14 protein-coding genes are annotated in these 16,912 nt (G+C 37.5%); 7 read left to right on the forward strand and 7 right to left on the reverse strand.

The annotated features are described in order from the left end of the window. The first annotated feature begins 57 nt into the window (after positions 1 to 57). Complete coding sequence (locus tag OQH61_RS00335) at positions 58 to 897, forward strand: hypothetical protein (RefSeq protein WP_266025237.1); 840 nt, start codon at positions 58 to 60, stop codon at positions 895 to 897. Positions 898 to 1,432: 535 nt separating this feature from the next. Here the strand turns inward: OQH61_RS00335 and OQH61_RS00340 are convergent. From OQH61_RS00340 to OQH61_RS00370, 7 genes are read right to left on the reverse strand one after another with little or no spacing between them, the layout of a single operon-like run. Beyond that, a complete protein-coding gene (locus OQH61_RS00340; protein WP_266025238.1) occupies positions 1,433 to 1,927 on the reverse strand; it encodes a chemotaxis protein CheW in 495 nt (164 codons plus the stop codon). A 1-nt stretch (position 1,928) separates the two neighbouring features. Further along, positions 1,929 to 4,289, reverse strand: coding sequence for a hybrid sensor histidine kinase/response regulator (locus tag OQH61_RS00345; RefSeq protein ID WP_266025239.1), 2,361 nt, complete (start codon positions 4,287 to 4,289; stop codon positions 1,929 to 1,931). A 47-nt stretch (positions 4,290 to 4,336) separates the two neighbouring features. Continuing rightward, a complete protein-coding gene (locus OQH61_RS00350) occupies positions 4,337 to 5,260 on the reverse strand; it encodes a chemotaxis protein CheV (protein WP_266025537.1) in 924 nt (307 codons plus the stop codon). A gap of 24 nt (positions 5,261 to 5,284) precedes the next feature. Next, entirely contained in the window at positions 5,285 to 6,160 is an 876-nt protein-coding gene (locus tag OQH61_RS00355; RefSeq protein ID WP_266025241.1) for a metallophosphoesterase, read from the reverse strand. 10 nt (positions 6,161 to 6,170) lie between these two features. Then, on the reverse strand, positions 6,171 to 7,205 hold the full coding sequence (gene argC / locus OQH61_RS00360; protein ID WP_266025243.1) for an N-acetyl-gamma-glutamyl-phosphate reductase: 1,035 nt from the start codon (positions 7,203 to 7,205) through the stop codon (positions 6,171 to 6,173). Continuing rightward, positions 7,205 to 8,569 (reverse strand): M20/M25/M40 family metallo-hydrolase, encoded by a 1,365-nt coding sequence (locus OQH61_RS00365; RefSeq protein ID WP_266025245.1) that lies wholly within the window; start codon positions 8,567 to 8,569, stop codon positions 7,205 to 7,207. Before OQH61_RS00365 ends, argC begins: the two co-directional genes overlap by 1 nt. Positions 8,570 to 8,584: 15 nt before the next feature. After that, a complete protein-coding gene (locus OQH61_RS00370) occupies positions 8,585 to 9,208 on the reverse strand; it encodes a class II aldolase and adducin N-terminal domain-containing protein (protein WP_266025246.1) in 624 nt (207 codons plus the stop codon). A gap of 336 nt (positions 9,209 to 9,544) precedes the next feature. Here OQH61_RS00370 and OQH61_RS00375 point away from each other — a divergent pair, with 336 nt between their 5' ends. The 6 genes from OQH61_RS00375 to OQH61_RS00400 all read left to right on the forward strand — a co-directional run bounded on the left by OQH61_RS00375 (position 9,545) and on the right by OQH61_RS00400 (position 16,859). Next, positions 9,545 to 10,348, forward strand: coding sequence for an HrcA family transcriptional regulator (locus tag OQH61_RS00375; RefSeq protein WP_266025247.1), 804 nt, complete (start codon positions 9,545 to 9,547; stop codon positions 10,346 to 10,348). A gap of 18 nt (positions 10,349 to 10,366) precedes the next feature. Then, positions 10,367 to 10,924 carry a nucleotide exchange factor GrpE gene (gene grpE / locus OQH61_RS00380; RefSeq protein ID WP_266025248.1) on the forward strand — a complete coding sequence of 186 codons (558 nt, stop codon included), beginning with the start codon at positions 10,367 to 10,369 and terminating at the stop codon, positions 10,922 to 10,924. 12 nt (positions 10,925 to 10,936) lie between these two features. Then, positions 10,937 to 11,248: a hypothetical protein gene (locus OQH61_RS00385; protein WP_266025249.1), complete on the forward strand. Its 312-nt coding sequence runs from the start codon at positions 10,937 to 10,939 to the stop codon at positions 11,246 to 11,248. A gap of 96 nt (positions 11,249 to 11,344) precedes the next feature. Then, positions 11,345 to 13,222 (forward strand): molecular chaperone DnaK, encoded by a 1,878-nt coding sequence (gene dnaK / locus OQH61_RS00390; protein ID WP_266025250.1) that lies wholly within the window; start codon positions 11,345 to 11,347, stop codon positions 13,220 to 13,222. Between the two features lie 180 nt (positions 13,223 to 13,402). Beyond that, positions 13,403 to 14,407 (forward strand): asparaginase, encoded by a 1,005-nt coding sequence (locus OQH61_RS00395; RefSeq protein ID WP_266025251.1) that lies wholly within the window; start codon positions 13,403 to 13,405, stop codon positions 14,405 to 14,407. Positions 14,408 to 14,579: 172 nt separating this feature from the next. Next, positions 14,580 to 16,859, forward strand: coding sequence for an outer membrane protein transport protein (locus OQH61_RS00400; RefSeq protein WP_266025252.1), 2,280 nt, complete (start codon positions 14,580 to 14,582; stop codon positions 16,857 to 16,859). Positions 16,860 to 16,912: the final 53 nt, after the last annotated feature.

Here is a 16,912-nt window from a genome sequence, read left to right on the forward strand (position 1 = left end):
AATGTCCTTGCAAAAAATGCTACAATTATAGCGTTTGGGATTAAATTTGGGATTAAAATGGGTGAGATGATGTTTGGATTTGAATTTTTACCATATCAAAAAAGCAAAGATATAGAGCATTTAAAGGCAATGATAGAGGGTGCAAGAGGATTTTTACAAGAAGAAGTTGGCTTTGTGCTTATCCCTGCGAATGTGCGCAAAAATGCGGGCGTAAATGCGATTTTGAGCGCGTATATGCTGCGTGAGCATATAGATGTAGTATTTGTGCCTACGATAAGCGCGGCGGGGCTAGATAAGATACAGATTCGCTCCCAAATCTTAAGTTTAAAATATGCCAATTTTACTTGTGTAGCACTCATTGGCGGCGATGAGAAAGATAATAGAAGTGAAAACAAAAAAATAGATGGCATAGAGCTTATTGAGATGACAAGGGAGATATTAGGAAGCGATATACATATTATAAGTGGCACACCCACAGATATGAGTAATCCTTTAACAAGAAAGCGATTAGCCCAAAAAATGCGACTTGGAGTGGATAGAATCATCACACAACCTATTTTTAGCTCTCATTTGATGAGGGAGTTTATCAGAGATTTTGAGGAGTTAAGAAGTGAGAGTAAAAGCAAAGCAAAGCTTAGTCTAGGTGTGTTTGGGCTTTTTAGCGCACAAAGTGCAGAAGTAATAAATGCAGCACACTTGGGCTTTGAAGTGCCAAAAGATTATGTAGAGATGCTCCAAAAGTGCGCAAAGCAGGGGAGTGATGATGCAGCTTTGGCGGCATTTAAACATTTATGGGTAGGCTTGCAAAGCATAGCGAGAGAACATAATGTCTCCTTGTATCTCTCCACGCCCAAACATAATGACTTACGCGCGTATGGCAAATATATGGAAAATTAAGTTAAATTAAAAGTGCAATCAATTTGGAAACAAGGATATTTTATGAAAACATTGCTTACACATTTCGCCCCCCCCCTCATTAAAAACCGCTTATGAGTTAGAATCTAATGATTCTCAACGAGATTTTTATTTACAACTGAATAGATTAGACTTCTTTTATTTTGTGCGCGAGATTTGCAAATTTCTCTCAAGTTTCACATTTGTTTTCAAAAAAGCTATTTTTAAAGTTATAGTAGGGTTAATTTTGGCTGTTACGCTTACGAGTAAGGCGAGGGGTGGGGAAAGGCTTTTGACTTTGCAATGAATGAATGTTAAACAATTTATTTTGCTCACAGAAAGAATCTCAATAGCTTATCAGATGAAGTTTTTGAGAAATCTTTTCAGGCTGGTATTGAAAAAGGTGCTGAAAATGTATTGGCAAAAAAGGCTAAAGCAAATAATATGACTTATGATGAATTAATAGATATAGCTAAAAAAGAAATAGAGAAGAAAGAATAGCAATTTTACTCTCCCTAAAAGGGAGTAATAAAAGCAACTAAAAAGTGCGTTTGAGGAGATTTTCTACACGCAAAATAGTAATCAGTCTATCCTCGCGCTTACCAATGCCTCGCAAAAGATTTTGATTTTCATTAAAAGATTCGGGAATGGGCTCAATATCACTTTGAGGGATACGCACTGCACCTGTGAGTTTATCAATCATAAAGCCAATCATTTCATCTTGTTGGTTGATGATGAGATACCTCGTGTCTGCATCTTGTTTGATTGCAGATAAGCCAAATTTTAAGCGCATATTAATCAAAGGCAAGACCGTTCCACGCAAATTAAATACGCCAAGCACATAATCAGGCACTGCAGGAACACGCGTATATTCAATGGGCTTTACAATTTCTTTTATATTCAGAATGGGCACAGCATATTCTTCATTGCCAATCATAAAGCAAATGATATGGAGCGTTTCTTCAATATGGACATCATCATTTTGTTTGTTTTGTTGTCTTTCAAGGACTTCTTTTAGCTTATTTTCACTCATTTTATTCTCCATCTGTTGTGAGATTAATATTGCGGCGAACTACATTCACTAAATATTCTGGTGTGTAAGGCTTAGTAATGTATTCTGTCATACCTGATTCTACACCTCTCATTCTATCAGTTTTGCTATTTCTGCTTGTAACAGCAATCAGAGGGAGATTCTTAAATTTATTATATTTCCTTACTTCAGAGGCGAAAGTATAGCCGTCCATTTTGGGCATTTCAATATCCACAAGCACAGCATCAAGCTGCTTGTCTCCATTTTTGACAATGTCCAATCCATCTTGCCCATTTGCTGCTTCAAGCACAGTAACACCGAGCGTTTTAAGGCATTTTTTCATTATTGCTCTATCGGTATTACTATCATCAATGGCTAATACTACATAATCGCTTGGGGAAGATTTCTTTTTTGTTTCAGCAGTATCTTCTATAAGTTTAGCTACATTGCTTTTAACTTCTTTTGCCATATCCATCATTGCTGCTACATCAACAATCATTGTAATTTTACCATCACCCCGCACCGTTGCTCCTGCAATACCTTCAGTGCCTTTGAGGTAGTAGCCAAGAGATTTGATAACCACTTCTTCTTGCCCCACGAGGTAATCCACAATAACTCCCATTTTTTGTTCTGCCAAACCAATGACAACTACATACACTTCATTTGTGCTCTCCAGCACAAAATTTACCTTAAAAATATCCGCTAAATGAACGATTGGGAGGACTTCATCACGCAAGCGAAGCACACTTTTGCCATCAACTGTGTATATTTCATCTTGACTTACGCGCACGGTTTCAATAACTGAAGCAAGTGGAATAGCATAATATTCTTCTTGCACTGCTACAAGTAAAGCTTGAGTAATTGCTAGAGTGAGAGGGATTTTGAGCTTTTGAGTTGTGCCTACGCCTTTTTCAGATTCTATATCAATAATACCATTGAGTTTTTCAATGTTTGTTTTTACTACGTCCATTCCCACGCCGCGCCCTGAAACATTTGTAATGGCTGCTGCTGTTGAGAATCCGGGTTTAAAGATAATACCAAAAGCTTCCTTATCACTCATAGAATCTGCTTCTCTCTCGCTTATGACGCCTTTTTCAATCCCTTTTTGTTTGAGCATATCAGCGTCAAGCCCTTTGCCATCATCAGCTACTTCAATAACGATATGATTTCCTTCGTTGTAGGCTTTTAGATTTACTGTTCCACCTTCAGGTTTTCCTGCAGCAACTCGGTCTTCTGGCTTTTCAATCCCGTGGTCGCAAGAGTTTCGTATAATATGCACAAGTGGATCTCCAATTTCTTCAACGATAGATTTGTCAAGTTCGGTTTCTTCACCTGTGATAACAAGTTCAATATTTTTACCAAGCTCACGCGAAAGGTCGCGCACCATACGAGGGAACTTATTAAATACTTTGCCCACAGGTTGCATACGCGTTTTCATCACTGCAAGCTGCACATCTGTGGTAACAGATGAGATAGATGCCACAACTTGATTAAGCTCTTCAAGGAATCTCTCTCCATCATATCGCTCTTCAACATCGCCATAAATTTTGATTAACCTGTTTTTACCTAGCACGAGTTCCCCAATGAGATTCATTAAATGATCTAAGCGCTTAACATCTACTCTCACCGTTTGCTCTACATTGGTGGCTGGAGCTTTCTCTCCCCCATCTTTTTTGGGAGCAGCTTTGGCTGCGGGTTTAGCAGGTGCTGGTTTTGGTGCTTCAGGAGCTTTGGGGGTTTGCACAGCTGGAGTTGCTCCACTTGCTTTTTGGGCTGCACGAGCTTGTTTGTCTGCTTCTTGGCGCTTTTTGAGGAGTCTTTCAATTTCCGCTTCTACTTCTTCAGCACTCATTTTTGAATAATCAAGCTCTGGCTCATCAGCAAGTGGGTTATTGCTATCTGCTGGAGCAGATTCTGTTGCTTGAGCTTGTGGAGCAGCAGCTGGAGCCGGCGAATCTTCTGCATTTGGCGCACCACCATTAGAAATCGCCTGTAAGCGCACAACGGTGTCATCAATTTCAATGCCACTATTTGAATCAGTGCCATTATCGCGTATAGCAACAAGAAGTGCTTTCATTAAATCTATGGAGTGAAGCACCACGTCCATTACATCAGGCGTGATTTTAAGTTCATCGCGTCTAGCTTTATTGAGTACATCCTCCATATTATGCGTAAGACGAGTGAGAATATCAAAATTCAAAAATGAACTTGAACCTTTGATTGTGTGAGCTACTCTAAAGATTCTGTTTAGTAAATCAAGGTCTTCAGGATTGCTCTCAAGCTCTACCAAATCTTGGTCTAGTTGTTCTATCAGTTCAAAGGCTTCTACTAAGAAGTCTTCTTTTATCTCTTGTAAATCATCCATTGTGAATCCTCTGTGCGAAATTTAAATTAAATAAAGTATTCTACTATTTATTTTGATAAAATTCTAGTGATTTCATCATAAAATACTTTTGCATCAAATTTAACTAAATAGGCTTCCGCCCCTATCTCTTTCCCCTTAGCAGCGCTTAGATTATTGCTAATAGAGGAGTTAAAAATGAGCGGAATCTTATTGAATCTTGCATCATTTTTGACTTGTGCTGCAAAGTGAAAGCCGTCCATTTTTGGCATTTCAACATCTGAAACAATCAGTTTAAGATGCTTTGTTATATCATTACCCCAACGTTCATAGAGCTGCTCTAGACGCTCTAATCCTGCTTGCCCATCAATAGCTTCAATGACACTAAAGCCAATATCGGTCATTGTGCTATGCAAGAGTTTGCGTGCAATGGAGCTATCATCAAGGATAAGCACACTCCCTTCAAACTTGCGTGTAGGTTTAAAATCTTCTATATTGTCATTTCCCATTGGAATGCGGAAATCTAAATCATCAATAATGCTCTCTAAATCTAAAATTAACAAAGTGCGCCCATCTTCAATACGCGTTGTTCCTGTGATTTTGCCGCGTTGATTCTCATCATTAAGACTAAACATAGCTGGTTCTATATTTGCCCAGCTTATTCGCCTAAGACGTTTTGTTGCATGAACGACAAAACCGAGTCGTTTGTTGTTAAATTCTGTAACAATTACTTTTTTTTCATTTACAGCATCTTCTTTTGGTTTGATATTCATCCACAAAGTTAAATCAATAAGTGGCACTATCTCTCCGCGCAAATCAAACATACCAAGTAGATAATCAGGGCTTCCCGGAGATTCAAAAATTTCATCAGGATAGACGACAATTCCACTTACTTTAGCGACATTAATGCCATATACGCCTTCATAAGTTTCTCCCTCTTTGTCTTCATAGAGTCTAAAATCTACGAGTTCCATTTCATTGCTTGCAATGCTCATTACATCGGTTTCGTTTGTCTTCAATTATACTCCTTGAATATGATTTGAGCTTAAGATAGATTCTATACTAAAAATACTTCTAGTAATATAAAACGAAGGTAATGATATATACAAAGTTTTATCGGTGTAGGTTTTGCCAATATGAAAATGTCCTTCTATAAAAAGAATATCGGAGCATAAACAAGAATGTGTATCAAAAGCACAAGCATTAATGTTTTTTAAATAAGATTCATAAGCATAAATACGCGTTGGAGCAAAGTGAGATATATCTATTTTCCCTTCCTTGATAGGTTTATGATTAATTTTTGTAATAATATATTTGTAGAGATTGCCAAAAGTTATCTTATCAAGATATTTGATAAGAAATTGCATTATTGTAGAAGTCATTAGGCGGATATAAAGTTCATATTTGGTATTTAAAAATATATCGCCGTGAGCAAGCAAGATTTTTTTCTCTTTTTGATTATGTTGATAGTTAAAAGCAAGAGGTTGATTACTTCGCGGGATACATTTTACATTTTTTAAAAAAGGTGTTTTTGCCTTTTGTAAAGCAGATAGTCCAAAATCGTGATTGCCCTCAAACCACCATACTTGAGTATATCGGCTCAAAGATTCTATATATTGTAAAAGTGAAGCATTGGATTTTTGACTTGATTTTGCGCTTCCCAATAAAAGATGTGCAATATCGCCCATTAGAAATATTTGCGATGGCATTTGGTCAGGATTGTTTAAAAGGGTATCAAAATATGTAAGCAATGCGTGTGAAGCAGATATACTTTGTTGTGAGAGCGAGGGAAAATCTGGTGATATAAAATGTGCATCTGCAATAAACACAGCGTCATTGTTGATATAAGGTGCTTCCTCCCATATTTTTGCCACATCTTTTTGAGCTAGATTCATTCATAAAAACCTAAAAGATACCATAGGGTATATTTGGCACACCTAAATGCTCATCTAAGCCGCACATAAGATTTGCATTCAATAAAGCCTGTGAGCTTGCTCCGCGTAGAAGATTATCTATTGAGGAGTTAATATAAATATTTTTTTTTGCAGTCCCAACAAAAATATCACAAAAATGGCTACCGACAACGTGGGCAATGCTGACAGGATTCTTGCGTATTCGGATAAAGGGTTCATTTTTATAGGCATTAAAGAGAATCTCATACGCTTCTTTAGCATTTAGTGGGTGATGAAGTGTCGCAAATATGCTTACAAGCATACCACGTGTAAGGGGCGTAAGATGAGGCACAAAGACAATATCCATTTCTTTAGCACCAATGGTTTGACATTTTTCGGCAATTTCTATTTGATGGCGATGTGTAAGAGGCGAATAGCTAAAGAGATTCTCATTAATATGAGGAAAATGCGTATTCTCTGTGAGGCTTTTCCCTGCTCCACTCACACCGCTTTTAGCATCAATAAATACGCCACAAGAGTTATCAATATAATCCAAAAAAGGGAGCAAAGCTAAAAGAGTAGCGGTAGGATAGCAACCCGGATTTGCGACAAGATGAGCTTTTTGTATCAATGCACGATTATATTCGGGCAAACCATACACAGCTTGAGAGAGATTCTCTGTATCAATATGAGGGCAATAATGTGCTGCATAATTTGTTGCACTTAAGCGGTAATCAGCTGATAAATCAACAATTTTGATACATTTAATGCTTAGAATCTCGCGTACCATAGTCATAGCACTTTTGTGCGGCAAAGCAATGAAAACAAGATCACATTTATCCACAGCGTCTTTGGCATTAGCCTTGCAAACAGGCAGATGACTAAGAGAGGAAAGCATTTTGTGAATCTCATCAAGATGCGCCTCTCCTTGTGTATTAGCAATGTAGTTGAGCTTAAAAATAGGGTGAGCAAGAAGAAGTTTAACAAGCTCTAAGCCCGTGTAACCACTCACTCCAATGATACCGACATTGATATGTTGTGCTGACATTATAAAGCCTTATAGGAAGTAATAAAATCGTGCAAAATAGCACAAAAAATTTCAAAATCGCGCATATCAAGACACTCATTCACACTATGTGGAGCGCGAATTGTCGGTCCAATAGAAAGGACATCAAGGTTTGTATGTGAGCCAAGTGCAAGGAGCTGTCTTTTGAGAATCCCACATTCTAATCCTGCGTGGATTTGTGCAATGTGAGGGTTAATGTGATGAGATGTATAGAGTTTTTGTAAAAGTATGAGTGCTGGGTGATTATCATTTATGCTTTTTTCCCACGGACTATAAAATCCGCTTGTGTGCAAAGAACAATGGGGATTAAGAAAAGTAATACTATTTTGCAGCGCTTTAATGGTGCGTTGTAAAAGTGTATCAGTATTAGCGCGCGCCATCATAATGAGCTTAAGTGTCTCTTCCTGTTGAATGATGAGTGAGAGATTAAGTGAGGAGAGAGTGCCTTGAGAAGATGCAGCATATACGCCACTATGGATACCACATATAAGCGGGACAATCGCATTTTTGTGGTAAGCATATTGATAAGAAGTATTTTTAAGCGGTGTAATGTCAAAAATAGCATTTTGGGGGGTGGTAAAAGATGTTTGTTTTAAAGGCATAGCACAAGCAATGATAGAATCTAATCCTGTGGGAATTGAATTGCGTTTTTCTCCTGCTTGAAGTGTAAGAATATAGGCATCAAGCGAAGCAAGGAAAAAGCCAAATTCTGTAATGACATTTTCATTGTTTTTATGAATATCAATCCCGCTATGTCCTCCCAAAAAACCTCTGCTTGTAATGTGATAGATATAAGGGTGGCTAGAAGTGAGTTGTGTAAGAGGTTTGTTAAATGCTCTAAGGTCAATATGACATTCTATATCTACTCCACCAGCACAACCTAAGACAATTTCATTAATATCCTCACTATCAAGGTTAAGCAAAAGAGAAGATTCTATTTTGATTCCAAGATGATGAGCCCCTATCATACCCACTTCTTCATCGTTGGTAAAAAGAAGTTCAATATCAGGTGCATTTTGAGCAAGCATACAAGCCATACCAATACCATTATCCGCTCCAAGGCTAGAATTTTTTGCATATAAAAAGTTATCTTTTTGAATAGTTTGTATGCCTTTATGTTGTGTGCAATCCCCTACACATACCATATCATAATGACTTTGGAGACAAATATGCGGATTACCTTTTTTCGCATATATATTTTTGGCTTCATCACTTTGGATTTGATACCCTTTGTGTGTAAGTGTAGTGCAAAGATAAGAAAACATATCTTGCGTATGGAAGCTACAATGAGGAATTTCACAGAGCTTATAAAATTCTTGTAGGCTTTGAAAGGCAAAGTCATTCATTGTAAATCCTTAAATTTATGTTTGAGGCATATCTTGGAATCTTTCGTGCAAACTTGCATTATAATGTAAAATTTTGCACGAATTTTCAATAAGAGCAATGACTTTAGCGAGTGTGTAAATATCACGAGCATAGGCATATACACCATAACCTTTAATCAACATAAAAGAATGAGAGTGTTCCTTAAAATATCTTGGAATATCAGTATCTGCCCGTTTTTCCCAAGTTTCATAGTCTTTTGGGTCAAAAATGTCAATACAAGGAGCGAGAAATTTGTAACCAAAATAATCTTGAGGTTTAAGCACATTATATTTGAGAGAGTAGGAAACAAGATAAGGCGGCATAGCATAAGCGATGAATTTTGCTTCAGAGAAATGCTCATAAATACTTGCGTGTATAGGAGCGTGTAAGCTTGCTTCGTCCCAGCGATAATCTTGTCTATGGTAAAGCGCAATCATAGAATCTGCGTTGAGATTATCAAAAATAGCTTGCTGTTTATTAATCACAAAGCGATTTTTTCCCACACGCGCAGAAATTGCTCCGTGAAATACACCAAAAAAATTCTTCCTAAACATAGAAAGTGAAATACTAGCAATGCTTGCAATAAGCTTTGGACTGACTTGAGTGGTATGTATATTCATAGAGTGATTGTAGCATTTTGTGGGTAATGATATGAAAAAAAGTCTAAAATTCACGCAATAATTACTTGTAGGTACTTCATAAATGATAAAAGAATCTATAAGTAAATTCCATTTATTAAGATTATTAAATATTATTATTAAGATAACTTTATAATAATAGACTAAAGTTTTATATTTTTTAGCAATATTTTTATTTATTTGCTAATTTATTTGCCATTTTTATGTTATACTTTCAATGTTTCATTAAGAAATAAAAATAATGAAGCGAAACTATAAAATTTAAGTCATAACATAAAATAAAAATGTAGATGTGTATCTAAAAGCTATGTTCAAGAGGTGAGGAAATTGAATAAAAAAGATTTACTTCTTTCGCGTGTAATTATTGAGTATTTAAAACATAAAGAGCCTATTGGTTCTGAATCTTTAAAGTCTCTTATGAATACAAAAATCTCATCTGCTACTATACGCAATTATTTTAAGGCATTAGCTGATGAGGGTTTATTGTTTCAACCTCACGTGAGTAGCGGACGCATTCCTACGCTTGGTGCTTTAAAATCATATTGGTATAAGCAACTTGACACAAAGTCTCTTGTAGAAGTAGATTCTGTAAAATGTATCCAAGAGGCGTGTTTTGCAGCCGAGCTTTTTTGTGCTGTGAGTGTGGAAGAGAGTAATCGTCTGTGTAATGTAGAGAAATTGCAAGATGATAAGCTTTTGTTAGAATTTGAGCGCATCGGCATTACTTTGCCTTTTTCAAGTGCTTTAGAGAGATTTTTGCACGAGCTAAAAGGATTAGAGATTATTGATGTCCGAAAAATTGCTCATCAAGTTCGCGCACAGAGTTTGCTTGATGCACTCTCTTGTGTGCAAAGTAGGAATCTTACACATTTTGGTGTAGGTGCAATGGCTCAAGCTTACATACATAGCACTAATGAGCAGAGTTTTTATTCTATTATTGATGGGAGTATGTTTGACTTTTTAGAGAGCGGTATATATTGTGAGGAGGTGTTACCTAAAGGTTATATGGCAATTATGCAGGATATAAAGTTAAAAACCCACCCAGACAAAAAAACAAGAATGCTTTGTGTTGGGGCATTGGATAGAGATTTTACCTATTTTTATGGGTGTATCCAATCTTAAATGAAAGGAGTAAAATGTATGAAAGAACAAGAAAACGAATACAATGAGCCTAGCTCAGATACCCAAGAAAATGAAGAGGAGAGCGCAATGTGCGAAGAGATACAAGAGAATGCACAGCAATCTTCTCAAGAAATGGATTATGAGGCTAAATATATGGAATTAAAAGACCAATATATGAGGGCATTTGCAGATTTTGAAAATACTAAAAAGCGCCTAGAGCGCGATAAGAATCAGAGTTTAGAATACGCCTATGAGCGTATTATGAATGATTTGCTCCCTGTGCTTGATACATTAGAAAAAGCTTTAGAGAGTGCGCAGAATAATCCTGAAGCAGCGGCAATCGCGCAAGGATTGCAGCTCACACTTGAGAGCTTTTTGAAAGTATTGAGTAAGCACGGAGCAGAGGTGATAGATACAGATGGAGAATTTGACCCGAATCTACACGAGTGTTTAATGCAAGTGCCTGATGAGAATAAAAATGATGGTGAGATTCTTCAAACCTTGCAAAAAGGGTTTGTGTATAAGCAGAGAGTGCTTCGTCCCTCTATGGTGAGTGTGGTGAAAAATCAATCTTAGAAAGGAGAAAGTATGAGTAAGAAACTAATGGCAAAGTGTTTAGTTGGTGTATTGATGTTTTGCGCTATGTTTGATATAACTTTAGCTAATGATGTGAAAATACCAACTTGTGTAGAAGCAGCAGATTCTATGTCAGACTATGGAGAATCTGGCGATTGTTTGTATCAATATAGTCAGGTAAAAACATTCTCTGTTGATAAAACAAGTGGTGTGGTTACTTGTAAAGCGGTGATGCGCAGAAAATGCCCTGATATGCCCGAAGAAAATACGACAGGGGAAGTTGTGAAATTCACTGCAAAGTATGGCATAGTAGCCATCATTTAGATGAGTAAGATGGCATACAAAAGTTTTTATGTTTTAGAATCAAAGATTCACCTCCTTGTTACAAGGATAATAACACTATTTTTGAAAGGATAACAAATGGCAAAAGTAATTGGAATAGACTTAGGAACAACAAACTCTGCAATGGCAGTGTATGAAGGCAATGAGGCAAAAATTATTGCAAATAAAGAAGGCAAAAATACCACGCCATCAATCGTGGCATTTACTGATAAGGGTGAGATTCTTGTAGGTGAGCCTGCTAAAAGACAAGCAGTAACGAATCCAAAAAAGACGGTGTATTCTATCAAGCGTATTATGGGACTTATGTTTAATGAAGATAAGGCAAAAGAAGCTGAAAAGCGACTTCCTTATAATATCGTGGATAGAAATGGCGCGTGTGCAGTGGAAATTGCTGATAAGATTTACACACCTCAAGAGATTTCTGCAAAGATTCTAATGAAGCTTAAAGAAGACGCACAAAGTTATCTTGGGGAAGATGTAACAGAGGCAGTTATCACCGTTCCAGCGTATTTTAATGATTCCCAGCGCAAAGCAACAAAAGAAGCAGGGACAATCGCAGGGCTTAATGTGCTTAGAATCATCAATGAACCTACTTCAGCAGCACTAGCGTATGGACTAGACAAAAAAGAAGCTGAAAAGATTATGGTATATGATTTGGGTGGTGGGACATTTGATGTTACCGTTTTGGAAACAGGTGATAATGTCGTAGAAGTTCTTGCCACAGGTGGAGATGCATTTTTGGGTGGAGATGATTTTGATAATAGAATCATTGATTGGGCAGCAGAGGAGTTTAAGAGTGATGAAGGGATTGATTTAAAAAATGATGTAATGGCATTGCAGCGCCTCAAAGATGCGGCAGAAAATGCGAAAAAGGAGTTAAGTAGTGCGCAAGAAACAGAGATTAATCTTCCCTTTATTACTGCTGATGCAAGTGGTCCAAAGCATTTGGTGAAAAAAATCACTCGTGCGAAATTTGAGAGCCTGATTGATGATTTGATTGAGGATACGATTAAAAAAATTGAATTTGTGATTAAAGACGCTGGGCTTTCACAAAGTGATATTTCCGAAGTGGTAATGGTAGGCGGCTCTACGCGGATTCCAAAAGTGCAAGAACGTGTCAAAGCTTTTATTAACAAAGATTTAAATAAATCAGTCAATCCTGATGAAGTTGTAGCTGTGGGTGCGGCAATACAAGGTGGGGTGCTCAAAGGCGATGTAAAAGATGTGCTTTTACTTGATGTTACACCCTTAAGCTTAGGTATTGAAACTGCTGGTGGTATCTCAACAAAAGTTGTAGAGAGAGGCGTAACGATTCCTACGAAAAAAACACAGATTTTCTCTACTTATGAGGATAATCAACCTGCAGTGAGCATTAATGTATTGCAAGGTGAGAGGGAATTAGCGCACGATAATAAATCACTTGGGCGATTTGATTTAAGCGGTATCCCAGCTGCTCCTCGTGGTGTGCCACAAATTGAGGTAACATTTGATATTGATGCAAATGGTATCTTAACCGTTTCAGCAAAAGATAAAGCCACAGGAAAATCTCAAGAGATTAAAATTAGTGGCTCAAGCGGACTTTCAGATGCGGAAATTGAAAAAATGGTAAAAGAGGCTGAATTACATAAGGAAGAGGATACCAAGAAAAAGGTTATTATTGAATTGCGCAATAATGCAGATTCTTTAGTGTATCAGACAAAAAAGAGCCTTGAGGAGTTTAAAGATAAAATAGATTCTGCTGAAGTAGCAAAGATAGAAAGCGCAGTTGCTGCACTTGAAGAGACTTTGAAAAATGAAAACGCTTCAAAAGAGGAGCTTGAGGAAAAAATTAAGAATCTCACAGAAGCAAGTCATAAACTCGCCGAAGCAGCGTATGCCAAAGAGCAGGGCAACGCTCAATCAGGCAATGACACAAAGAAAAAAGATGATGATGTCATTGATGCCGAGGTAGAATAAGAAGTAGAATCAAAACGCACTTGCGAGTGAGAGCGAGTATGCAATCTTCTGTAATATCTGTAATATGGGTAGAAATATTCGTTTGAGGAGATTTATAGATGATGAGTGTCTCTATTCGCAGCATTAGAGTCAGGCAAAACACATAGAATGTAAAAGAGGAGCAAAAGGTGGAGAGCCACAATGCCAAATAAAAATGATAAGCCTCATATCATCATTCTTTCCACAGGAGGCACGATAGTTGGCATTGCTCCCTCTTATACAAAAGCAACAGATTATTGCATAGGGAATCTCAATATTGATACGCTTATTGAGACTATCCCACAGCTCCACGAACTCGCGCATATTCAATGTGAGCACATTGCAAATATTGATAGTGCGGATATGAGTGATGAAATATGGCTCACGCTGGCTCAACGCGCGAATATCTTGCTTGAGAATCCAAAAGTTGATGGCATTGTCATTACTCACGGCACTGATACAATGGAAGAGAGTGCATTTTTCTTGCATTTATGTATTAAAAGTGATAAGCCTGTGGTGCTTACAGGGGCTATGCGCCCTAGTAACACTCTCAATGCCGATGGCGCTAAAAATCTCTATAATGCTTTGCTTTTAGCTAGCAATATTCAATCAAAGGGCAAGGGCGTTATGGTAGTGAATAATGATAGAATCCATAGTGCGCGATATGTGAGTAAAACGCATACTTGTAACATTGATGCTTTTTCCTCGCCTAATGTTGGTGATATGGGCTATATTGTAGATGACAAAGTATTTTTTTATACTCTCCCAAATAAGCCCCATACCACTCAAAGTATGTTTGATGTAGGTTGTTTAGATTCTCTGCCACAAGTGGATATTCTTTATTCTTATGCCAATGATGGTTTGGCTGTGGCAGCTCAAGCTTTGGTAAATCAAGGCACAAAAGGTTTAGTTATCGCAGGAAGCGGTGCAGGGAGCATTCATAAGAATCATAAAAACACACTTCAAAAATTAATGCAAGAGGGCTTAATAGTTGTGCAAAGCTCAAGAATAAATAATGGCAGAGTGTTTGTAAGTGAAAGAGATTCTCAATGTGGCTTTATAGGCAGTGGAGATTTAAACCCTCAAAAAGCACGCGTGCTTTTAATACTTGCACTCACCCAAAGCCACAATCAAGCAGAGATTGCAAAAATTTTTGACATATATTGAGCGTGATTAAAAATTTATTTACTGACAAAATACTATAATTCCACTCCCTAATGGTTGCATAGACAACAAAATATAAATGGTTTCAATAAACAAAAATAATATGTTATGAAATAAAGAGAGATTCTTTACAACAAAAGGAATATTTAGAGTAAATAAACGAGGATAAATACATATGCGTATTTTTTTGGCTTTGATATTTTTATACTCTTTAAGTATAGCTTCAGGTTTTAAAATATCTGAGCAAAGCTTCAAAGCTACTGCTTTAAACTCTGCGTATGTTGCCGGAGCTTTTGGAGCAGATAGTGCGTATTATAATCCTGCAAATATGGGTTTTTCTCACCCATTATCAGACACAGATAAACACGATTTGGACATTACTTTTACAGGCATTTATATTCCCGGTTTTGCATTCACCACAGATACGAGTTCAAAAACTATTGGCGAGGGTTCTATAAATTGGGGTTTAAGCACGACTACGACATTAGGCATTAATCCAGATATGGCAAATTTGGCAAAAACCTTTTTGGGAGTGGATTTGAAAGCACCCATTGAAGTGCCCTCCGAAGTGAAAAATCAGAATGGAGAATGGGGATTTAGTGAGAGAGGCGCGTTGGTAGAGGGCTCTGCTGACCCGACATTTTTTCCTATACCTAAGATTTTTTATAAGAGCAAAACACTCAAAAATGAATGGGGAAATTGGAATGTTGGTGCGAGTTTTACTGCTCCTAGCGGATTGGCAATGAATTGGAATGGCGAGGCTGGAGCGTTTTTGCGCAATGTGATGATTGCAATGGTAGAGTTTAGCCCCTCTTTGAGTTGGAATTATAATGAGCGTATCTCTGTTGGGGTAAGTCCTCGTATCCTCTATGGAATGGGTAATTTTCAAAATATCGTGTTTGTCCCGCTTGGCACAAAAGATAAGCCCGGAGAAGTCATTACAAATATCAAAGATTTTGATGAGATTCCCTCATCTATGGTGCCACCTGCTATGGCACAGCTTATTTATGCGGTGAATACAGCACAAGGTAATTTTTTGGCAGGATTAGCAGGATTAGGGGTTTCTGGGGGGGGGCACTTAAATAATAAGCTAAGATATAAAATGCCTACATTATTTAGTCCTGAAGCGTGGTTTGGTATGCCTGACCCGAGTGTGTTTGCACCATTTGTTGATGATGTGAATCAAAGTATTGATGTGGCAGGGTATAATCGCAAGGTAGAAGAAATTAACGCAACCATTAAAAAGAATTGGCAAACATATCAAAACGAATGGGCAAATGGCAATTTGGATTGGCGCTATAATGATAAAACTTGTATATCACAAACTGCAATTTGTCTTCCTACGCTTTTCAATCAAGTGCCTAATCAATCTTATAAAACACAAATTAATGGTGTAGAACATACAGGTTATAAATTTGTCAATGGTGTCAATTATTGTATTCAAAATGGTTATACCACAAGTGGTTTTTTTGGTTGTGGTAATTTAAGCGATACTATGCGTGAAGCTCAAAAGCTAGGAGCGTATGTGAATTGCTATACAGGGACATTTTATGACTTTAATGGCAATTTGCAAACAAGCAATCCGGGACCTTGTAGCTATCCAAGTCCCACAGAAACAGATTCTGATGGTGCGCCACGTGGCTATCTCCCTTTAATGGACGCTAAGCAAGTAGCAGAAAAATTCGGTATGGGCGATATGGAGATTACTACAAAGCTTATAGGAGCGACAAAAGTAGAGCAAAAAAGCAATGGTGCAGACCTCGCCTTTGGCTATAAACTTGCAGCGAGTGTGCGTCCATTTGAGAGTAAAAAAACTACTCTAAGTATAGTTTATACCTCTCCTGTAACCTTTAATCTCAAAGGCAGCCTTGATGCTACCACTTATATTGGCGGTTCTGTGGGTGATGTAAATATGAAAGCAGATTTAAATCTAGGTGTTACACTTCCTTCATCTGTGCAAATTGCAATTATGCACTCTTTTGAGCGCTTAAGTGTGGAAGTCGTATGTGAAAAAATTTATTGGAGCAAGGGAGATAAATTTGCTTTTAACTTTAGTAATCCCAAATTTACGCCTCTAAGTGGTATGGTAATGCAATTTAGTCCGCAGCAGCTTGAGGGAATGATGGACTTAGCAGATTATGGTGCAGTGGCAATGGGCGATGGTTGGCAGGATACTATTGCCTTGCGTTTGGGTGTTACCTATCTGACAAAGAAAAATGTTTTGTTAATGGCTTCTGCAGCATTTGATCAATCTCCTGTGCCTCAAGAGAAGATTGGAATCCCCGATAGCAATGCTTATATGTTTGGTTTAGGAGCGAGAAAAACATTTAAGGAAAAATGGAATGCGGGACTTGCTTATAGCTTGAGTCTTAAAGACGGACGCAAAAGTATTTATCAAAGTGGCGGATTCGGACAGCTCCATTTGCTCTCTGCCTCTTTGGGCTATCAATTTTAGCTCGTTTATTTTACTTCATTTAAGTAGTTATGAAGCTATGTTACAATTTTGGT

The organism is Helicobacter sp. MIT 21-1697, assembly GCF_026241255.1.
Lineage (GTDB): Bacteria > Campylobacterota > Campylobacteria > Campylobacterales > Helicobacteraceae > Helicobacter_C.

Coding starts and splice junctions, on each gene's coding strand:
- OQH61_RS00335 (WP_266025237.1), top strand. CDS start 58: ATGGGTGAGATGATGTTTGGATTTGAATTTTTACCATATCAAAAAAGC.
- OQH61_RS00340 (WP_266025238.1), bottom strand. CDS start 1,927: ATGAGTGAAAATAAGCTAAAAGAAGTCCTTGAAAGACAACAAAACAAA.
- OQH61_RS00345 (WP_266025239.1), bottom strand. CDS start 4,289: ATGGATGATTTACAAGAGATAAAAGAAGACTTCTTAGTAGAAGCCTTT.
- OQH61_RS00350 (WP_266025537.1), bottom strand. CDS start 5,260: ATGAGCATTGCAAGCAATGAAATGGAACTCGTAGATTTTAGACTCTAT.
- OQH61_RS00355 (WP_266025241.1), bottom strand. CDS start 6,160: ATGAATCTAGCTCAAAAAGATGTGGCAAAAATATGGGAGGAAGCACCT.
- argC (WP_266025243.1), bottom strand. CDS start 7,205: ATGTCAGCACAACATATCAATGTCGGTATCATTGGAGTGAGTGGTTAC.
- OQH61_RS00365 (WP_266025245.1), bottom strand. CDS start 8,569: ATGAATGACTTTGCCTTTCAAAGCCTACAAGAATTTTATAAGCTCTGT.
- OQH61_RS00370 (WP_266025246.1), bottom strand. CDS start 9,208: ATGAATATACATACCACTCAAGTCAGTCCAAAGCTTATTGCAAGCATT.
- grpE (WP_266025248.1), top strand. CDS start 10,367: ATGAAAGAACAAGAAAACGAATACAATGAGCCTAGCTCAGATACCCAA.
- OQH61_RS00385 (WP_266025249.1), top strand. CDS start 10,937: ATGAGTAAGAAACTAATGGCAAAGTGTTTAGTTGGTGTATTGATGTTT.
- dnaK (WP_266025250.1), top strand. CDS start 11,345: ATGGCAAAAGTAATTGGAATAGACTTAGGAACAACAAACTCTGCAATG.
- OQH61_RS00395 (WP_266025251.1), top strand. CDS start 13,403: ATGCCAAATAAAAATGATAAGCCTCATATCATCATTCTTTCCACAGGA.
- OQH61_RS00400 (WP_266025252.1), top strand. CDS start 14,580: ATGCGTATTTTTTTGGCTTTGATATTTTTATACTCTTTAAGTATAGCT.